Origin of the sequence: Streptomyces sp. NPDC048734 (assembly GCF_043198675.1) — a bacterium.
Classification (GTDB): domain Bacteria; phylum Actinomycetota; class Actinomycetes; order Streptomycetales; family Streptomycetaceae; genus Streptomyces.
In genome coordinates, this window is record NZ_JBICUZ010000022.1 from 38,648 (window position 1) to 58,035 (window position 19,388).

The 19,388-nt window shown below is 74.2% G+C and carries 16 protein-coding genes; 9 read left to right on the forward strand and 7 right to left on the reverse strand.

All coding sequences use genetic code 11. The features are described from left to right. Positions 1-97: 97 nt before the first annotated feature. The 3 genes from ACGFQC_RS33755 to ACGFQC_RS33765 all read left to right on the forward strand — a co-directional run bounded on the left by ACGFQC_RS33755 (position 98) and on the right by ACGFQC_RS33765 (position 5,183). Positions 98-1,048 carry a DUF4232 domain-containing protein gene (locus tag ACGFQC_RS33755; protein WP_363090364.1) on the forward strand — a complete coding sequence of 317 codons (951 nt, stop codon included), beginning with the start codon at positions 98-100 and terminating at the stop codon, positions 1,046-1,048. A gap of 107 nt (positions 1,049-1,155) precedes the next feature. Next, positions 1,156-2,631 carry a 3' terminal RNA ribose 2'-O-methyltransferase Hen1 gene (locus ACGFQC_RS33760; RefSeq protein WP_363090365.1) on the forward strand — a complete coding sequence of 492 codons (1,476 nt, stop codon included), beginning with the start codon at positions 1,156-1,158 and terminating at the stop codon, positions 2,629-2,631. After that, on the forward strand, positions 2,628-5,183 hold the full coding sequence (locus ACGFQC_RS33765) for a polynucleotide kinase-phosphatase (protein WP_363090366.1): 2,556 nt from the start codon (positions 2,628-2,630) through the stop codon (positions 5,181-5,183). Before ACGFQC_RS33760 ends, ACGFQC_RS33765 begins: the two co-directional genes overlap by 4 nt. A gap of 100 nt (positions 5,184-5,283) precedes the next feature. Here ACGFQC_RS33765 and ACGFQC_RS33770 read toward each other — a convergent pair whose 3' ends face one another. Then, positions 5,284-6,177, reverse strand: coding sequence for a hypothetical protein (locus ACGFQC_RS33770; protein ID WP_363090367.1), 894 nt, complete (start codon positions 6,175-6,177; stop codon positions 5,284-5,286). Then, the gene (locus ACGFQC_RS33775) at positions 6,174-7,238 is read right to left on the reverse strand and encodes an SPFH domain-containing protein (protein WP_363090368.1); all 1,065 of its coding nucleotides are present in this window, start codon (positions 7,236-7,238) and stop codon (positions 6,174-6,176) included. Before ACGFQC_RS33775 ends, ACGFQC_RS33770 begins: the two co-directional genes overlap by 4 nt. Before the next feature lie 140 nt (positions 7,239-7,378). Here ACGFQC_RS33775 and ACGFQC_RS33780 point away from each other — a divergent pair, with 140 nt between their 5' ends. Both ACGFQC_RS33780 and argF read left to right on the forward strand, forming a co-directional pair. Beyond that, positions 7,379-8,602 (forward strand): arginine deiminase, encoded by a 1,224-nt coding sequence (locus ACGFQC_RS33780; RefSeq protein ID WP_363090369.1) that lies wholly within the window; start codon positions 7,379-7,381, stop codon positions 8,600-8,602. A gap of 194 nt (positions 8,603-8,796) precedes the next feature. Further along, positions 8,797-9,807 (forward strand): ornithine carbamoyltransferase, encoded by a 1,011-nt coding sequence (argF, locus tag ACGFQC_RS33785; protein WP_363090370.1) that lies wholly within the window; start codon positions 8,797-8,799, stop codon positions 9,805-9,807. Positions 9,808-10,132: 325 nt separating this feature from the next. Here the strand turns inward: argF and ACGFQC_RS33790 are convergent, their stop codons facing one another. Then, complete coding sequence (locus ACGFQC_RS33790) at positions 10,133-10,618, reverse strand: ATP-binding protein (protein WP_363090371.1); 486 nt, start codon at positions 10,616-10,618, stop codon at positions 10,133-10,135. A gap of 314 nt (positions 10,619-10,932) precedes the next feature. Between ACGFQC_RS33790 and ACGFQC_RS33795 the strand changes: the two genes are divergently transcribed. Together ACGFQC_RS33795 and ACGFQC_RS33800 are read left to right on the forward strand one after the other, a co-directional pair. Then, positions 10,933-11,760 carry an enoyl-CoA hydratase family protein gene (locus tag ACGFQC_RS33795; RefSeq protein ID WP_363090372.1) on the forward strand — a complete coding sequence of 276 codons (828 nt, stop codon included), beginning with the start codon at positions 10,933-10,935 and terminating at the stop codon, positions 11,758-11,760. Next, the gene (locus tag ACGFQC_RS33800) at positions 11,745-14,147 is read left to right on the forward strand and encodes a bifunctional salicylyl-CoA 5-hydroxylase/oxidoreductase (RefSeq protein WP_363090373.1); all 2,403 of its coding nucleotides are present in this window, start codon (positions 11,745-11,747) and stop codon (positions 14,145-14,147) included. The genes ACGFQC_RS33795 and ACGFQC_RS33800 overlap by 16 nt, the downstream gene beginning before the upstream one ends. 13 nt (positions 14,148-14,160) lie before the next feature. Here the strand turns inward: ACGFQC_RS33800 and ACGFQC_RS33805 are convergent, their stop codons facing one another. Further along, positions 14,161-14,985: a PaaX family transcriptional regulator C-terminal domain-containing protein gene (locus ACGFQC_RS33805; RefSeq protein ID WP_363090374.1), complete on the reverse strand. Its 825-nt coding sequence runs from the start codon at positions 14,983-14,985 to the stop codon at positions 14,161-14,163. A 15-nt stretch (positions 14,986-15,000) separates the two neighbouring features. Beyond that, positions 15,001-16,617: an AMP-binding protein gene (locus ACGFQC_RS33810; protein ID WP_363090375.1), complete on the reverse strand. Its 1,617-nt coding sequence runs from the start codon at positions 16,615-16,617 to the stop codon at positions 15,001-15,003. Between the two features lie 157 nt (positions 16,618-16,774). Between ACGFQC_RS33810 and ACGFQC_RS33815 the strand changes: the two genes are divergently transcribed. After that, positions 16,775-18,040: an acyl-CoA dehydrogenase gene (locus ACGFQC_RS33815; protein ID WP_363090376.1), complete on the forward strand. Its 1,266-nt coding sequence runs from the start codon at positions 16,775-16,777 to the stop codon at positions 18,038-18,040. Further along, the gene (locus ACGFQC_RS33820) at positions 18,037-18,438 is read left to right on the forward strand and encodes a RidA family protein (RefSeq protein WP_363090377.1); all 402 of its coding nucleotides are present in this window, start codon (positions 18,037-18,039) and stop codon (positions 18,436-18,438) included. Before ACGFQC_RS33815 ends, ACGFQC_RS33820 begins: the two co-directional genes overlap by 4 nt. Here ACGFQC_RS33820 and ACGFQC_RS33825 read toward each other — a convergent pair whose 3' ends face one another. Together ACGFQC_RS33825 and ACGFQC_RS33830 are read right to left on the reverse strand one after the other, a co-directional pair. Continuing rightward, on the reverse strand, positions 18,439-18,639 hold the full coding sequence (locus ACGFQC_RS33825; protein ID WP_363090378.1) for a DUF5999 family protein: 201 nt from the start codon (positions 18,637-18,639) through the stop codon (positions 18,439-18,441). A 329-nt stretch (positions 18,640-18,968) separates the two neighbouring features. Continuing rightward, on the reverse strand, positions 18,969-19,382 hold the full coding sequence (locus ACGFQC_RS33830) for a TraR/DksA C4-type zinc finger protein (protein ID WP_363090379.1): 414 nt from the start codon (positions 19,380-19,382) through the stop codon (positions 18,969-18,971). Between the last annotated feature and the right edge of the window lie 6 nt (positions 19,383-19,388).

The window sequence follows — 19,388 nt, forward strand, 5'->3', positions numbered from 1 at the left end:
GCGGGACGCGGAAGGCGGCGGACACTGTGACAGCCCTGTGGCCGGAATTGTGGCCTCCGCCACAGTCGCCGGGACGGCCACCTGATGAGGTGGCCGGATGCGCAGACCCACCCCCCTCCTCCTCCCGGCCCTCGCCACCGTCCTGCTGCTCTCGGCGTGCGGAACACAGCACGCCGGGACCGGGAGCACCGGCCCCGGCGCGAGCACCCCCTTACCCGGTGCCCGGGTGACCGACCCGGGCGTCGACGGGGTCCGGATCACCTCGGTGAACATCCCGTCGTCCTCCGTGCCCTCCGCGTTCTCCCCGTCCCCCCGGCGCAGCCTCTCGGTCACCGCCGACCGGCTGCCCACCGGCTTCGTCACCGGCATCTCCGCCGCCTACGAGGTCACCAACCGGGGCTCCGAGGCGATGACGTACACGATCCTCGTCGACTTCACCGACGACGCCGGTGAGGTCATGGGCAACCAGCGCGAGACCGTGCGCGCGGTCGGCCCCGGAAAGACCGTCCGCGGCACCGTCACCCTGGGGGCGGCGACGCCGGGATCCGCGTCGGTGACGCGGGCCGAGGTCGCCGACGTCACCAAGGTGCCCGCGGCCGAGGCACCGGCCGAGGCGGGCGACTGCCCGTCCTCCGGGATCCGGGTCACCGCCGACGAGGGCGACGCGGCGATGGGCCTGCGCGTGGTGGGCCTGCACCTGGAGAACTGCGGATCGCGCGACTACGCCGTCCACGGCTACCCGCTGCTGGAACTGCTGGACGAAGAACGCGAGCCGGTCGACGGCGTCGAGATCCTCGAGGGCAGCGGCGAGATCACCACCGGGGCCGGGCCCGACGTGCCGCCCGAGCCCGTCACCCTGAAGCCGGGCCAGGCGGCGAGGGCGGGTCTGGTGTGGCGCAACACCACCGACTTCGGCACACCGGTGAACGTGCCGTACGTCCGGATCCGGGCGAAGGAGGGCGCCGACCCGGTCGTCGTGACGCCCGGACTCGACCTCGGCACCACCGGGAAGCTCGGCGTCCGGCCATGGGAACGGGCGGCGGGGTAGCGCGGGAAAATCCCGGGTGCCCGTGCCCCGATCTCTGTACGTTGGAGAGGCGCACAAGCGCACCACCAGCGCTTTCGCTCATTCCGAACCCTTTCGAGGCACCCACCGTGTTCCTGACGATCACCACCACCGGCACCCCCGAACGCCCCGCCACCGACCTGGGCTTCCTGCTGCACAAGCATCCCGACAACGCGCAGGCGTTCTCGACCTCGTACGGCACGGCGCACGTCCTCTACCCCGAGGCGGACGCCGGACGCTGCACGGCGGCGCTGCTGCTGGAGGTGGACGCCGTGGCGCTGGTCCGCCGGGGCAAGGGCAAGGGCCGCGGTGGCGCCCCCGACGCGGCGCTCGCCCAGTACGTCAACGACCGCCCGTATGCGGCCTCCTCGCTGCTCGCCGTCGCGCTGAGCGGCGTCTTCTCCAGCGCCATGCGGGGGGTGTGCGCGGCGAAACCCGAACTCCCCTCGCAGCCGAGGCCCCTGCGCGTCGAGGTACCCGCGCTGCCCGCGCGCGGCGGCCCCGGCCTCGTACAGCAACTCTTCGAGCCGCTCGGCTGGACGGTGACCGCCGAACCGGTCGCGCTGGACGCGGAGTTCCCCGACTGGGGCGACTCGCGGTACGTGCGTCTCGTGCTGGAGTCCGAGGCGCTGACCCTCGCCGAGGCCCTGCGGCACCTGTACGTCCTGCTGCCCGTCCTCGACGACGCCAAGCACTACTGGGTGTCCCCCGACGAGGTCGACAAGCTGCTGCGCGCCGGGGAGGGCTGGCTGCCCGGCCACCCCGAGCAGAAGCTCATCACCAGCCGTTACCTGTCGCGCCGCTGGTCGCTGACCCGGCAGGCGATGGAACGCCTGGAGCTGGTGCGGCTCGCCGAGACCGACGACACCGCGGTCGAGGAGATCGACAACGCGGTCGAGGCGGAGGCGGAGACGGAGGCCGAGGAGAGGCCGACCCCGCTGGCCGTGCGGCGACGCGACGCGATCATCGCCGCGCTGGGCGAGTCCGGCGCCGCCCGGGTCCTCGACCTCGGCTGCGGCCAGGGCCAGTTGGTGCAGGCACTGCTGAAGGACCCGCGGTTCACGGAGATCGTCGGCGTCGACGTGTCGATGCGCGCGCTGTCCATCGCCTCCCGGCGGCTGAAGCTGGACCGGATGGGCGAGCGGCAGGCCTCCCGCGTGAAGCTGTTCCAGGGCTCGCTCGCCTACACCGACACCCGGCTCAAGGGCTATGACGCGGCCGTGCTCAGCGAGGTCGTCGAGCACCTCGACCTGCCGCGGCTGCCCGCCCTGGAGTACGCGGTGTTCGGCTCGGCCCGCCCCCGCACGGTCCTCGTGACCACCCCGAACGTCGAGTACAACGTCCGCTGGGAGACCCTCCCGGCCGGGCACGTCCGGCACGGCGACCACCGCTTCGAGTGGACCCGCGAGGAGTTCCGCACCTGGGCCGGCGCGGTGGCCGAACGGCACCGCTACGACGTGGAGTTCACGCCCGTCGGACCGGAGGACCCCGAGGTCGGACCGCCCACCCAGATGGCCGTGTTCACCCTGCGGACCACGAACCGGAAGGAGGCGGAGGCAGCATGACCGACACACGGGCGACCACCGGGCAGGGCCGCGTCCTGCCCGTCACCGACCTCTCCCTCGTCGTGCTGATCGGCGCGTCCGGATCGGGCAAGTCCACCTTCGCCCGGCGGCACTTCAAGCCCACCGAGGTCCTCTCCTCCGACTTCTGCCGCGGCCTGGTCGCCGACGACGAGAACGACCAGAGCGCCTCGCGGGACGCCTTCGACGTCCTGCACCACATCGCCGGCAAGCGCCTCGCGGCGGGCCGGCGCACGGTCGTCGACGCGACCAGCGTGCAGCAGGACGCCCGGCGTCAGCTGATCGACCTGGCCCGGCAGTACGACGTGCTGCCCATCGCCATCGTCCTCGACGTGCCGGAGGAGGTGTGCGCCGAACGCAACGCGGCCCGCTCCGACCGCGCCGACATGCCCCGCCGGGTCATCCAGCGCCACACCCGCGAACTGCGCCGCTCGCTGCGGCACCTGGAGCGCGAGGGTTTCCGCAAGGTGCACGTCCTGCGGGGCGTGGCGGACGTCGAGAGCGCCACGGTCGTCACCGAGAAGCGTTTCAACGACCTGACCCACCTCACCGGACCCTTCGACATCATCGGCGACATCCACGGCTGCGCCACCGAACTGGAGGCGCTGCTGGGCAAGCTGGGCTATGTCGACGGCGTGCACCCGGAGGGCCGCCGGGCCGTCTTCGTCGGCGACCTCGTCGACCGCGGCCCCGACAGCCCCGGCGTGCTGCGCCGCGTGATGGCGATGGTCAAGTCGGGCAACGCGCTGTGCGTGCCCGGCAACCACGAGAACAAGTACGGCCGCCACCTGCGCGGCCGCAGGGTCCAGCCCACCCACGGCCTCGCCGAGACCATCGAGCAGATGGAGCGCGAGAGCGAGGAGTTCCGGTCCGAGGTGCGGGAGTTCCTCGACGGGCTCGTCAGCCACTACGTCCTCGACGGCGGCCGGCTGGTGGTGTGCCACGCCGGCCTGCCCGAGAAGTACCACGGCCGCACCTCGGGCCGGGTCCGCTCGCACGCCCTGTACGGCGAGACCACCGGCGAGACCGACGAGTTCGGACTGCCGGTGCGCTACCCGTGGGCGGAGGACTACCGGGGCCGGGCCGCGGTCGTCTACGGCCACACCCCGGTCCCGGAGGCGAGCTGGCTCAACAACACCATCTGCCTGGACACCGGCGCCGTGTTCGGCGGCAAGCTGACCGCGCTGCGCTGGCCGGAGCGGGAACTGGTCGACGTACCGGCCGAGCGGGTCTGGTACGAGCCGGTGAAGCCGTTGCGGGCCGAGGCACCGGGCGGCCACGACGGGCGTCCGCTGGACCTGAGGGACGTGCACGGCCGGCGGGTGGTCGAGACCCGGCACGCGGGACGGGTGTCCGTGCGCGAGGAGAACGCGGCGGCGGCCCTGGAGGTCATGAGCCGGTTCGCCGTCGACCCGCGCCTGCTGCCGTACCTGCCGCCCACCATGGCGCCGACGGCGACCAGCCGCGTCGAGGGGTACCTGGAGCACCCGGCGGAGGCGTTCGCCCAGTACGCCGAGGACGGTGTGGCGCGGGTCGTGTGCGAGGAGAAGCACATGGGCTCGCGGGCGGTGGTCCTGGTGTGCCGGGACGCGGAGACGGCGCGCAGGCGCTTCGGTGTCGGGGACGGTCCCACGGGCTCGCTCTACACCCGCACCGGCCGCCCGTTCTTCGACGACGGGTCGGTCACCGAGCAGATCCTCGACCGGGTCCGCACGGCGGTCGGCGAGGCCGGCCTGTGGGACGAACTCGACACGGACTGGCTGCTGCTGGACGCGGAGCTGATGCCGTGGTCGCTGAAGGCGGCCGGGCTGCTGCGCTCGCAGTACGCGGCGGTCGGCGCCGCCTCCGGCGCCGTCTTCCCCGGCGCGCTGGCCGCCCTGGAGGGCGCGGCCGCGCGCGGGGTCGACGTGCGGGACCTGCTGTCCCGGCAGCGCGAACGCGCGGCGGACGCGGCCGCGTTCACGCAGGCCTACCGCCGCTACTGCTGGACCACGGACGGCCTGGACGGTGTCCGACTGGCGCCGTTCCAGATCCTCGCCGTCCAGGGCCGCAGCCTCGCCGCCCTGCCGCACGACGCGCAACTGGCCCTGCTGGACCGGCTGGTGGAGCACGACGGCACCGGTCTGCTCCGGACGACCCGGCGCCTGTACGTCGACACCGCCGACCCCGAGTCGGTGCGGGCCGGCGTCGACTGGTGGCTGGAGATGACGGGGCGCGGCGGCGAGGGCATGGTCGTCAAGCCGTTGGGGGCACTGGTGCGCGGCCAGGCCGGCCGTCTGGTCCAGCCGGGCGTCAAGTGCCGGGGACGCGAGTACCTGCGGATCATCTACGGCCCGGAGTACACCCGCCCCGACAACCTCGCCCGGCTGCGGCAGCGCTTCCTGAACCACAAGCGCTCCCTGGCGGTCCGCGAGTACGCCCTCGGCCTGGAGGCCCTGGACCGGCTGGCGGAGGGCGAGCCCCTGTGGCGCGTGCACGAGGCGGTCTTCGGCGTGCTGGCCCTGGAGTCGGAGCCGGTGGACCCGCGGTTGTGAGGTGCGGGGGCGGCGGCGGGGTGCCGAGCGAGCGGGTCGGGCGGACCACGGCGGTGTGCCGGGTCGGCGGATCGGTCGGGCCGCGGCGGCGGAGCGGGTGTCAGCGCACCAGCCGCAGCCGCTCCCCGCACACGCCCACCGTCACCCGCTGTCCCCAGGTCAGTTCCAGCGCGTCGCTCTCGATGCCGTCGCCGAAGGCGATCAGCCGTTCCGACTCGACGGTCAGGGTCAGCCGGGCGCCGGCCGTGAGTTCGCCCGCGACCAGGGAGGTTCCGGTGGCCGGGGACGGCCAGGCCTCCCGGACGAACCACAGCAGCCGCTGTTCGGACGGGCCCGGCGGGCGCGGGCCGTCGCCGCCGCGCTGCCGCCGGACCGAGCGGATCCAGCCGGTGGCCCCCGTGCCGGTGCCGACCAGCACTCCGGAGGAGGCCTGGGCCTCGGCGACACCCCCGTCGCCGTCGAGGCCCAGGCGGTACCGGGCGGTCTGGTGGCCGGCCGCGCCGAGATAGATCTCGTTCAGGGCCACCAGCCGTTGGGTGTCGTCGGCGACGGCCTCGACCATGGTCAGCTCCTCGACGCCCCCGGTGCCGGCCGCCAGCAGCGCCTCGGTGTCGGCGGGCCGGTGGCGGACCAGGACACCCGGATTGCGGCCGGGGTCCGTGTCGATGCCCACGACCGGCTGGCCCGCGAGGTACTTGGCGACGTTCGCCACCAGTCCGTCCTGGCCGACCACGATCACCACGTCCTCGGGCGCGAACAGGAAACGGTCCAGGTCCCGCCGTTCGACCCGGCTCTGACGCCAGGCCAGGGGAATCGCCGCGGTCACCCGGGCCAGCGCGCGCCGGGTCGCGCGGTGGCGTTCGGCGATCTCCTCGATGTCCCGGCCCCGCGAGGAGAGGAAGAAGGCGGCCTGGCCGTGCGTGCCGTGCCGGGCCACCAACTCCTCGTACTCCGTGGTGCGGTGGACCAGCACGGCCCGCGGGGCGAGACTCACTGCCGTGCTCCCAGCCTGGCCAGCAGCCCGGTCAGCACGTCGGGCGAGACGGTCAGGCTGTCGATGTGCGGCAGGTTCTCCGCGAGCCGGGTGCCGGTGAGGGCGTGCAGGGTGGCGACGTCGACGTCCGCGTGCGCCCGGAGCCAGGCCGCCTGGGCCTGCGCCCGCGCCTCGCCCACCTCGCGGGCCGCCTCCGCCTCAGCGCGGGCGAGCCGTACCGAACGGGTCGCCTCCGCGTCGCCGAGGGCCACGGCACGGGCCGCCTCCGCCTCCGCCAGCCGGACCAGGCGGGCCGCCTCCGCCTCGGCGCGCACCTTGTCGGCCGCCGCGTCCTCCTCCGCCTCGCGGCGCGCGTTGGTGCCGCGCTGGTCGACCAGCTGCTCCTCGCGCCGGGCGAGTTCGATCCGGCTGGCGAGTTCGTTCTCGGCGATCGTGCGCTCCCGCTCGACGGCCACCGCCCGCCGCTCGTACGTCGCCCGGTCGGCCTCCTGCTGGATCTGCTCGCGCGCCGGGGTGCGCAGCGCCCGCTCCACCTCGGGTTCCGGCCGCAGCGCCACCACGCGTACGGCGACGATCTCGATGCCGGTGGCGGGCAGCCGGGGCTCCGCCGCGAGCCCGGCCGCGACCCGCTCGCGCACCGCCGTCACCCCGTCGACCAGCGCCGCCGACAGCGGCGTGCGGGCGAGGACGTCCAGCGCGTGCTGCTGGGCCGTCTCGGTCAGCAGGGTGCCGAGCTGTTCCAGGGGGGCGCCGCGCCAGGCCCCGGTGTCGGGGTCGATCGAGAAGTCGAGACGGGCGGCGGCGAGCGCCGGGTCGCCGACCCGGTAGGTCACGGTCGCCTGGACGGCCACGTCCTGGAAGTCTGCCGTACGGGCGTGGAAGGTCATGGCCAGTTCCCGGTCGTCCACCGGGACTTCGGAGAGCGCGGCGGTCAGCGGGCGGAACCAGAAGCTGAGCCCCGGACCGTCGTGCGCCAGTCTGCCGGAGCGGTGGTGGCGGACGTGCGCCGTCGGGGCGCCCCGCAGGTGGCGCCAGCCCAGGCGCCGGGTGATGTCGGCCACGGGATCCCCCTCGGTCGGACCATTTTCGTCACTGGGACGATAACCGGGAGATCCAGTTGTCGTCAAGAGGACGAGAACGAGGTGGTGCGGAATCGGGCCGGGAGCGGGTGAAGGCGGGTCCCGGTGGTCAGGATGGAGGCATGGGATTCCACGTCGACTCCGAGGCCGGGCGGCTGCGCCGCGTCATCCTGCACCGGCCCGATCTCGAGCTCAAGAGGCTCACCCCCAGCAACAAGGACGCCCTCCTCTTCGACGACGTGCTCTGGGTGCGGCGGGCGCGCGCCGAGCACGACGGCTTCGCGGACGTGCTGCGCGACCGCGGCGTCGACGTCCACCTCTTCGGCGACCTGCTCACCGAGGCCCTGGAGATCCCGGCGGCCCGGGCACTCGTCCTGGACCGGGTCTTCGACGAGAAGGAGTACGGGGTGCTCGCCACCGACCACCTCCGCGCGGCCTTCGAGAACCTGCCCGCGCCTGCGCTGGCGGAGGTCCTCGTCGGCGGCATGACCAAGCGGGAGTTCCTCGACGCGCACCCCGAGCCGACCTCCGTGCGCTTCCACGCCATGGAGCTCGACGACTTCCTCCTCGGCCCCCTCCCCAACCACCTCTTCACCCGCGACACCTCCGCCTGGATCTACGACGGCGTCTCCATCAACGCCATGCGCTGGCCGGCCCGGCAGCGCGAGACCGTGCACTTCGAGGCGATCTACCGCCACCACCCCCTCTTCCGTCCCGAGGAGTTCCACCTCTGGTCCGAGGGGCAGGCCGACTACCCCTCCACCATCGAGGGCGGGGACGTCCTCGTCATCGGCAACGGCGCCGTCCTCATCGGCATGAGCGAGCGCACCACCCCCCAGGCCGTCGAGATGCTCGCCCACAAACTGTTCGCGGCGGGCTCGGCCGCCACGATCGTCGCCCTCGACATGCCGAAGCGGCGCGCGTTCATGCACCTCGACACCGTGATGACGATGGTCGACGGCGACACCTTCACCCAGTACGCCGGTCTCGGCATGCTCCGCTCGTACACCATCGAGCCCGGCGTCGGCGAGAAGGAGCTCAAGGTCACCGACCACCCGCCGGAGCACATGCACCGCGCGATCGCGGCCGCCCTCGGCCTCAGCGAGATCCGCGTCCTCACCGCCACCCAGGACGTGCACGCGGCCGAACGCGAGCAGTGGGACGACGGCTGCAACGTCCTGGCCGTCGAACCGGGCGTCGTCGTCGCCTACGAGCGCAACGCCACCACCAACACCCATCTGCGCAAGCGGGGCATCGAGGTCATAGAGATCCCGGGCAGCGAACTGGGGCGGGGGAGGGGTGGGCCGCGCTGCATGAGCTGCCCGGTGGAGCGGGGACCGGTGTAGCGGGGACCGGTGTGGCGGGGGCCGGTGTGGCCGGCGGCGGGCCGGCCGGTGCGGTACCGGTGGGTGGGCGGGGCCGGAATGCATATAAATGCTGAACGTCGTATAGACTTCCAAGCCCCTGTCATTGAGACCGTCAATGAACGCGTCAGCGAACCTGCCGCGGAACCTGTTCACCGCACCTCTGGAGCGCCCCCATGGCGACAGTCCCGACCGCCCTCGCCGGCCGCCACCTCCTCAAGGAACTGGATCTCACCCAGGAGGAGTTCCGCGGGCTGATCGAGCTGGCCGCCGAGCTGAAGGCCGCCAAGAAGGCCGGGACCGAGACGCGGTACCTCACCGGCAGGAACATCGTCCTGATCTTCGAGAAGACCTCCACGCGCACCCGCTGCGCGTTCGAGGTCGCCGCCGCCGACCAGGGCGCCTCCACCACGTACCTCGACCCGAGCAGCTCGCAGATCGGCCACAAGGAGTCCGTGAAGGACACCGCACGCGTGCTCGGCCGGATGTACGACGGCATCCAGTACCGCGGTGACAGCCAGGACAAGGTCGAGGAGCTGGCCGCGTACGCCGGCGTGCCCGTCTACAACGGCCTCACCGACGACTGGCACCCCACCCAGATGCTCGCCGACGTGCTCACCATGACCGAGCACACCGACCGGCCGCTGCACGAGATCACCCTCGCCTACCTCGGCGACGCCCGCTTCAACATGGGCAACTCCTACCTGGTCACCGGCGCCCTGCTCGGCATGGACGTGCGGATCGTCGCCCCCAAGTCCTACTGGCCCGCCCAGGAGGTCGTCGACCGCGCCCGCGAACTGGCCGAGGTCAGCGGCGCGCGCGTCACCCTCACCGAGTCGCTCTCCGAGGGCGTGCGCGGCGCCGACTTCGTCGCCACCGACGTGTGGGTCTCCATGGGGGAGCCCAAGGAGGTCTGGGACGAGCGGATCGAGGCCCTCACCCCGTACGCCGTGACGATGGACGTCCTGCGCGCCACCGGCAACCCGGGCGTCAAGTTCCTGCACTGCCTGCCCGCCTTCCACGACCTCGGCACCAAGGTCGGCCGCGAGATCCACGACCGGCACGGCCTGGACTCGCTGGAGGTGACCGACGAGGTCTTCGAGTCCGCGCACTCCGTCGTCTTCGACGAGGCCGAGAACCGGCTGCACACCATCAAGGCCGTCCTGGTGGCGACGCTGGCCCGATAGAACCGCGGCGACGCCGGCTGCGGGTCTGCGGCCGCCCCGGTCACGGTCTGCGGTGGCGTCGGCTGCGAGGCGACGCCGGCTGCGAGGCTGCGGTGACGCCGACCACGGGGCTGCGGCCGCCCCGGTCGCGGGACCGTGGCGACGCCGGCTGCGAGGCTGCGGTGACGCCGACCACGGGGCTGCGGCCGCCCCGGTCACGGGTCTGCGGTGACGCCGGCTGCGAGGCTACGGTGGCGCCGGTCACGGGTCTGCGGTGACGCCGGTCACGGGTGCGTGGTGACGCCGGCTGCGAGGCTGTGGTGACGCCGGGCCGGTGGGGCCCGGCTCACACCGGACGCGGGCGTCCCTGCGGCGGCACGGCGGTCAGCCGGAACCACACCGCTTTCCCGGTCTCCGTCGGCCGGTGACCGCAGGACGAACTGAGCGCGCGGATCAGCAGCAGCCCGCGCCCGTGCTCCTGCCAAGGGTCGGGCTCCCGGCCGGCGGCAGGACGGGTCAGGTCGCCGGGCGGCACCGGGTCGGGGTCGTGCACCTCGACCTGGCAGCCGGTCGGCAGCAGCCGCACCACCAGTTCGATCGGGTCGTCCCCGGCGGTGTGCTCCACGGCGTTCGCCACCAGCTCGGCGGTCAGCAGCTCCGCCGTGTCGCTGTCCGCCCCGTGCTCCAGCTCCGCCAGCGCCGTGCGGACCAGGGCGCGCGCGACCGGCACGGCCGCGGCGGAGTGCGGCAGCGCGACGCGCCAGGACGCGGCTGAGGAGGGGCGTTCGTGCAAGGTGAGTCCGTTCGTGGCGCAGGTCCCCGTGTGCGGCATCAGGTGGTCCTGCTCTCGATTTGAGGAATGGTACGGCGGCCTCCGCCGGAGGCCCAGGCCGGTCGCCGTACGGGACCGTCCGCCGTACGGGACCGTCCGCCCCGTCACCGGTCGGCCTACCCGGCACAACGGCCCCGGGCGCACCCCTGATCCCGTCGTTACCGCGTTGTCGAGGACCGGTGACGCATGTGACGCGGACCCCTCGCGCGGTGACGCGACCGTCGCGCACCCACCTGTCTTGTCGCGCACTCCTGACGACAGTCACGTATCGGTGATAGCTTCGAGGGTGACCACTCGTCGAGGAGGCCGCCCTCATGAGTCCCTTCACCGGCTCCGCCGCCCGCACCTCCGACTGGCACCACCTGCGCGTCACCCACGCCGACGGCGTCGCCACCGTCACCCTCGCCCGCCCCGAGAAGCTCAACGCGCTCACCTTCGGAGCCTACGCAGACCTGCGCGACCTGCTCGCCGAGCTGTCCAGGGAGCGCTCCGTGCGCGCCCTGGTGCTGGCCGGCGAGGGGCGCGGCTTCTGCTCCGGCGGCGACGTCGAGGAGATCATCGGCGCCACGCTCGCCCTGGACACCGCCCAGCTGCTCGACTTCAACCGGATGACCGGCCAGGTCGTCCGGGCGGTACGGGAGTGCCCGTTCCCGGTGATCGCGGCCGTGCACGGGGTGGCCGCCGGAGCGGGCGCCGTGCTGGCCCTGGCCGCGGACTTCCGCGTCGCCGACCCCAGCGCCCGCTTCGCGTTCCTCTTCACCCGCGTCGGCCTGTCCGGCGGCGACATGGGCGCCGCCTACCTGCTGCCCCGCGTCGTCGGCCTCGGCCACGCGACCCGCCTGCTCATGCTCGGCGAGCCGGTCCGCGCCGCCGAGGCGGAGCGGATCGGCCTCGTCAGCGAACTGGCGCAGGAGGCCCGTGCCGACGAGGCCGCCCACCGCCTCGCCCGCCGCCTGGCCGACGGCCCGGCACTGGCGTACGCCCAGACCAAGGCCCTGCTGACGGCCGAACTCGACATGCCGCTGGCGGCGGCGGTGGAACTGGACGCGGCGACCCAGGCCCTCCTGATGAACGGCGAGGACTACGCCGAGTTCCACGCGGCGTTCACGGAGAAGAGGCCGCCGAAATGGCAGGGGCGCTGAGCACGCCGGCCCCGGGGACGCGACCCGTCACGACGGGGCGGCCCGCGCACGACGGGCCCGCCCGCCCCTTGCGCGTCGCGGTCATCGGCGGCGGCCCGGGCGGCCTCTACACCGCCGTCCTGCTGAAACGCCGCGCCCCCGACCGCCGGGTCACCCTCTGGGAACGCACTCCCGCCGACCGCACCTTCGGCTTCGGCGTGGTCCTCTCCGACGAGACCCTCGGCGGCATCGAGCACGCCGACCCCGCCGTCCACGACGCCCTCCGGCGGAACTTCGTCCGCTGGGACGACGTGGACGTCGTCCACAGGAACACCCGCCACACCTGCACGGGCCACGGCTTCGCCGCCCTGGGCCGAAAACGCCTCCTGGAGATCCTGCGGACCCGCTGCCACGCCCTCGGCGTCGACCTGCGCCACACCGGGGCACCGCCCGTGGCGCGCCTCGCGCGGACCCACGACCTGGTCGTCGCCGCCGACGGCGTGCACAGCGCGACCCGGGAGACCTACGCCCAGGTGTTCCGCCCCCGGGTCACCACCCACCGCTGCCGCTACCTGTGGCTCGCCGCCGACTTCCCCTTCGACGCCTTCCGGTTCGAGATCGCCGAGACCGAGCACGGCGTCATGCAACTGCACGGCTACCCCTACGCCCGCCCGTCCACCGGCCACCACCCCGCGACGGGGTCCGCCGGGCCGCAGAACGGCTCCGGTGCCTCCACCGTCATCGTCGAGATGCGCGAGGAGGTGTGGCACGCGGCCGGGTTCGACCGGGTCACCCCGCAGGAGTCCGTCGAACGCTGCGCCAAGATCTTCGCGGACGCGCTCGGCGGCAGGCCGCTGCGGTCCAACGACTCGGCGTGGACCACGTTCCGCACGGTGGTCAACGAGCGCTGGTCCCACGGCAACGTGGTGCTGCTGGGCGACGCCGCCCACACCGCCCACTTCTCCGTCGGCTCCGGCACCAAACTCGCCGTCGAGGACGCCCTGGCGCTGACGGCCTGCCTGGAGGAACAGCCCGACCTGCGCTCGGCGCTGACCGCCTACGAGGAGGAACGCAAGCCGGTCGTCGCCTCCACCCAGCGTGCCGCCCGCGCCAGCCTGGAGTGGTTCGAGAACCTCGCCCTGTACGTCGACCAGCCGCCGCGCCGGTTCGCCTTCAACCTGCTCACCCGCAGCCGCCGCGTCACCCACGACAACCTGCGGCTGCGCGACGCCCGCTTCACCGGCGGCGTGGAGCGGGAGTTCGGCTGCCCGCCCGGCACACCACCGATGTTCACGCCGCTGCGGCTGCGCGGCCTGACCCTGCGCAACCGGGTCGTCGTCTCCCCGATGGACCTGTACTCCGCGGCCGACGGCGTCCCCGGCGACCTCCACCTCGTGCACCTCGGCGCCCGCGCCCTCGGCGGGGCCGCACTGGTCATGACGGAGATGGTGTGCGTGTCGCCCGAGGGGCGCATCACGCCCGGCTGCGCCGGCCTCTACACCGCCCGGCAGGCCGAGGCGTGGCGGCGGATCACCCACTTCGTGCACGAGCGGGCGCCGGGCACCGCGATCGGCGTGCAGCTCGGCCACTCCGGGCGCAAGGGCTCGACCCGGCCGATGTGGGAGGGCATGGACGAGCCCCTGCCGGACGGCAACTGGCCGGTCGTGGCCGCCTCCCCGCTGCCGTACAAGCCGGGCAGCCAGACGCCCCGGGAACTCGGCCGGGCCCAACTGACCGATCTGAGGCATCAGTTCGCGGCGGCGGCCGGGCGGGCCGCGCGGGCCGGGTTCGACCTCCTCGAACTGCACTGCGCCCACGGCTACCTGCTGTCCGGATTCCTCTCCCCGCTGACCAACCGGCGCACCGACACCTACGGCGGGTCGCCGGAGCGGCGGTTGCGGTTCCCGCTGGAGGTCTTCGACGCCGTACGGTCCGTGTGGCCGGAGGAACGGCCCATGACCGTACGGATCTCCGCGACCGACTGGGCCGACGGCGGGACCACGGCCGAGGACGCCGTGGAGATCGCCCGCGCCTTCGCCGCGCACGGCGCCGACGCGATCGACGTCTCCACCGGGCAGGTCGTCGCCGACGAGACGCCCGAGTACGGCCGGTCGTACCAGACGCCGTTCGCGGACCGGATCCGGCACGAGGCGCGGATCCCGGTGATCGCGGTCGGCGCCATCTCCTCCTGGGACGACGTCAACTCGCTTCTGCTGGCCGGGCGCGCGGACCTGTGCGCGCTGGCGCGCCCGCACCTGTACGACCCGCACTGGACCCTGCACGCGGCCGCCGAACAGGGCTACGACGGACCGGGCGCCGTCTGGCCGGCACCGTACCGGGCGGGCAGCCGGCCACCGCGGACCGGTCGCACGGACGCCCCCAAACCGCGCCTGGAACTGGAGAGTTGATACCGCAGACGGCTCAGGCTTCGGGGAGCAGGCCGGTGAAGGCGGCGCCCGCGTCCCGCAGCCGGTCGTGCAGTCCCCGGAACACCGCCGCCGAGCGCGTTCCCGGCCAGTCGGCGGGCAGCAGCGCGGCGGGCAGGCCGGGGTCGGTGTAGGGCAGGTGGCGCCAGGCGTCCAGGGCGAGCAGGTAGTCGCGGTACGCCTCCTGCGCCGGGGTGTCCTCGCGCCGCTCCCAGGCCCGCAGCACGTCCGCGTGGCGGTCGAGGAACGCCTCGTGCTCCTCGGCGACGGCCGCCAGGTCCCACCAGCGGCCGACGGCCTCGACGGTCGGCGTGAAACCGAGGTGCTCGCCGCGGAAGAAGTCCACGTACCCGTCCAGGCGCAGCCGTTCCAGGGTGTGCCGGGTCTCGTCGTACAGCCGGGCCGGGGCGATCCACACGCCGGGGGCGGCCGTGCCGAAGCCGAGGCCGGCCAGCCGGGAACGCAGCACGTGCCGCTTCTGCCGCTCCGACTCCGGCACCGAGAACACCGCCAGCACCCAGCCCTCGTCGCCGGGCGGCGCGGTGGCGTAGACGCGCCGGTCGCCGTCCTCCAGCAACTGCCGTGCCTCCGCCGACAGTTCGTACCCGGCGGCGCCCTGCGCGGTGCGGGCGGGCAGCAGCAGGCCGCGTCGCTTCAGCCGGGACACCGAGGAGCGCACGGAGGGCGCGTCGACGCCGACCGCGGCGAGCAGCCGGATCAACTCGGCGACGGGCACCGGGCCCGGCGCGAAGCGGCCGTACGCGCCGTAGAGCGTGACGATGAGGGACCGAGGTGCGGGCTGGTCGGACACGTTGATCATCTTAGGTCGTCGGCATCACTGCTGGTCACCATCGGTGTCGCCATCGGTGTCGCCCGTGGCGCGCAGCCGGAAGCGCTGGAGTTTGCCGGTCGCGGTGCGCGGCAGCGCGTCCAGGAACACGATCTCGCGCGGACACTTGTACGGCGCCAGCTCCGCCTTGAGGAAGGCCCGCAGCGCCTCCGCGTCCGGGCGCGCCCCGGCCCGCAGGACCGCGAACGCCACCACCACCCGGCCGCGCGCCTCGTCGGGCCGCCCGACGACCGCCGTCTCGACGACGTCGGGATGCCGCAGCAGCGCGTCCTCCACCTCGGGGCCCGCGATGTTGTACCCCGCGGAGACGATCATGTCGTCGGCGCGGGCCACGTACCGGAAGTAGCCGTCCTCCTCGCGGACGTAGGTGTCGCCGGTGACGTTCCACCCGTCGCGCACGTACTCCCGCTGCCGCGGGTCGGCGAGGTAGCGGCAGCCCACCGGGCCGCGCACGGCCAGCAGTCCGGGCCGGCCGTCGGGGACGGGGTCGCCGTTCGCGTCCTGCACCCGCGCCTGCCAGCCCGGCACGGGGACGCCCGTGGTGCCCGGCCGGATCCGCTCGTCGGCCGCCGAGATGAAGATGTGCAGCAGCTCGGTGGCCCCGATCCCGTTGATCAGGCGCAGTCCGGTCCGTTCGTGCCAGGCCCGCCAGGTCGCCGCGGGCAGGTTCTCGCCGGCGGAGACACAGCGGCGCAGCGACGAGACGTCGTGCCCGTCGAGGTCGGCGAGCATCACCCGGTAGGCCGTGGGCGCGGTGAACAGCACGGACACCCGGTGCTCGGCGACCGCCGCCAACAGCTGCCGCGGACCCGCCTGTTCGAGCAGCAGGGCGCTCGCGCCGGCCCGCATCGGGAACACCAGCAGGCCGCCGAGACCGAAGGTGAAGCCGAGCGGGGGACTGCCCGCGAACACGTCGTCGGCGCGCGGCGCCAGCACGTGCCGGGAGAAGGTGTCGGCGATCGCCAACACGTCCCGGTGGAAGTGCAGGCAGCCCTTGGGCCGGCCGGTGGTGCCCGAGGTGAAGGCGATCAGCGCCACGTCGTCGGCGGCGGTGTCCACGGCCCGGAACGGGCCGGCGGCCGCCCGCCGGTTCAGCAGGTCGTCGGGCGCGTCACCGCCGTACACCGCGATCCGCAGCCCCGGTACCGCCGCCCTGGCGAGGTCGTCGACCGACCGGATGTCGCACAGGGCGTGCTCCACCCGGGCGATCGCGCACATCGTGCGCAGCTCCTGCGGGCGCTGCTGCGCCAGCACGGTGACCGCGATCGCGCCCGCCTTCAGCACCGCCAGCCAGCAGGCCGCCAGCCACGGGGTGGTCGGCCCGCGCAGCAGCACCCGGTTGCCCGGTACGACGCCCAGCTCGCCGGTGAGGACGTGCGCCAGCCGGTCGACGCGGGCGCGCAGCTCCCCGTACGTCCAGGGCGGACCCGTCGGGGTGCGGAACACCGGCCGTTCGGGGGCGCCGCCGGCGAGCAGCTCGGCGGCGGCGTTCAGCCGTCCGGGATAGCGCAGCCCCGGCAGGTCGAAGCGCAGCCCGGGCCACTGGCCGGGCGGCGGGAGGTGGTCGCGCGCGAAGGTGTCGACGTGGGCCGAGGCGTGCATGGCGGGTCGCCCCCTTGCCTTGGTGGGCGCCCCGGGGCGCCGTGGCGGGCGTGATGGTGGGCTCGCGCACCGAGCGTATCGCGTTGGTGACGGCAGTCAACGGTTCGCGATACCGTGGGGGCGGCAGAGGCAAGGCCATCGGTGGAGAGGGGCGGCGATGCCCGCGTTCTCGCTCGAACCGGCACGGACCGCCTGGTGCGCCGAACTGCGCGCCCTGGCCGCCGACCGGCTGCGCCCGCTCGCGGACGAGGGCGAACCCGGCCGGATCAACCGCCCCCTCCTCACCGAACTCGGCAGACTGGGCCTGCTCGCCCGCCTGTTCACCTCCGGCGCCCTCGACCTGTGCCTGATGCGCGAATCCCTCGCCCACGCCTGCACCGAGGCCGAGACCGCCCTCGCCCTCCAGGGCCTCGGCGCGCACCCCGTCCACGCGCACGGCAGCCACGACCAGCGGCAGCGCTGGCTGCCCCGCGTCACCGACGGCAGCGCCGTGGCCGCCTTCGCGCTCAGCGAGCCGGGGGCGGGATCGGACGCGGCCGCGCTCTCCCTCGCCGCGGAGCCCGACGGCGCCGACGGCTGGCGCCTGACCGGCGAGAAACGCTGGATCTCCAACGCCCCCGAAGCCGACTTCTACACCGTCTTCGCCCGCACGACACCCGGGGCGGGCGCCCGCGGCGTCACCGCGTTCCTGCTCCCCGCCGACCGCCCCGGCCTCACCGGCACCGCCCTCGACATGCTCTCCCCGCACCCCGTCGGCGCCCTCGTCCTCGACGCCGTCCCGGTCACCGGGGCCGACCTGCTCGGCGAACCGGACCGCGGCTTCCGCGTGGCCATGTCCACCCTCGACCTCTTCCGGCCCAGCGTCGGCGCCTTCGCCGTCGGCATGGCCCAGGCCGCCCTCGACGCCACCCTGGCCCACACCGCGTGCCGGGACGCCTTCGGCGGCAAACTGCGGGACCTCCAGACGGTCGCCCACCAGGTCGCCGAGATGTCCCTGCGCACGGAGGCGGCCCGCCTGATGGTGTACGCCGCCGCCACCGCGTACGACACCGGCGCGCCGGACGTGCCGCGCCGTGCCGCCATGGCGAAACTCCTCGCCACCGAGACCGCGCAGTACGTCGTCGACGCGGCCGTCCAGCTCCACGGCGCCCGCGCCCTGCGCCGGGGCCACCTGCTGGAACACCTGTACCGCGAGGTGCGGGCACCACGGATCTACGAGGGGGCGAGCGAGGTGCAACGCGCCGTCATCGCCAAGGAGTTGTACGCGGAGGCGGAGCGCACTGAGGCGGACCGCGCGGGGCCGGACCGCCCGGTGTCGGATCGCCCGGTGCCGGATCACTCGCTGCCGGACCGCCCGGCGCCGGATCGAGCGCGGTCGGGCGAGGGCGGACCCCCGCAGGCCGGACCGGAGGGCGTCCGGTGACCGCCGAACGCGTCAACCCGCCGGAGCTGTCACCGCCGGCCGGCTTCTCGCACGCGGTCGTCGCGACCGGCTCCCGAGTGGTGTTCCTGGCCGGCCAGACCGCGCTGGCCGCCGACGGGAAGGTGGTCGGTGACTCGCTGCCCGAGCAGTTCGCCCGCGCCCTGGCCAACCTCCTGACCGCCCTCGCGGCGGCCGGCGGCACCCCGGCGGACCTCGCACGCGTCACCGTGTACGTCACCGACGTCGCCGCGTACCGGGCCTGCGCACCCGAACTCGGCCGCGTGTGGCGGGACCTGGCGGGCCGGGACTACCCCGCCATGGCGGTCGTCGGCATCGTACGGCTGTGGGACGAGGAGGCCCTCGTCGAGCTGGACGGGTTCGCCGTCCTCGGAGACTGATCAGGCTACGGCGGCGAGGGCGACGGCGAGCCGTTCGGCCGGCACGCGGTGCGGGGCCACGACGCGGCCGTCGGGCAGCAGCTCGCCGGAGTCGTCGAAGACGATCGTGCCGTCGCACAGCAGGGTCCAGCCCTGCTCGGGGCGGGCCGCGACGACGTGTGCGTGGTCGGCCGCGGGGCTCGTTGTCCGGTGGGTACACATGGCGCACCTCCACGTCGGTGGGGCCACCGGGCGGTGGGCCCCGTCGAACCGACCATGCGCCCGCGCGGGGCACCGCGGCCAGAGTCCGCCGGGGAGTGTGACAGCACCAGGACAACCCGCGGACCGTTCGCCGACGCACGGTGCGGACCCGCCACCAAGGAGTGACGCCACGGTCGCGGACCCGGCCGCGGTGGGGACGTCGAGGATCGTGCCCCGGTCGGACGTCCAGGCCCGCGTACGGGCGCCGCCCACGTCGAGGGCGAGGCCGTAGCACTGCAGGCACAGCGGCCACGGCCGGTGCCGGCTGGAGCCGCGACGGGCCGCGAGGATCACCGGCCCGCCTCCCTGACCTGGCGACAACGGGCACAGTGGCGGGCCTGCGGCACGATCGCCAGCAACTCGCGGGCGATGGGCCGCCGGCACAGGCAGCAGGAGCCGTAGCGGCCCTCGTCCATGCGGCGCAGAGCCGCCTCCACGTCGGCGAGGACCATACGGGCGGAGGCGGCGAGCTGGACCCCGACCTCGATCCGGGCGGCGGCCCGCCGCCCGCCCGGCCCGTCGCCGTCGCCGGGGGCGGGTGCGGGGGCCGGGGCGGCGGACGTGAGCTGCTCGATCTGCTCCCGGCGGAACAGCAACTGCTCGTGCAGGTTCTCGCGGAGCGCGGCGAGGTCCTTCGCGGAGAGGACCGGGGCCCGCTCGTCGGCGGTCCGGTGGTTCACGTCACCGACGGTCCGGTGGTTCACGACTTC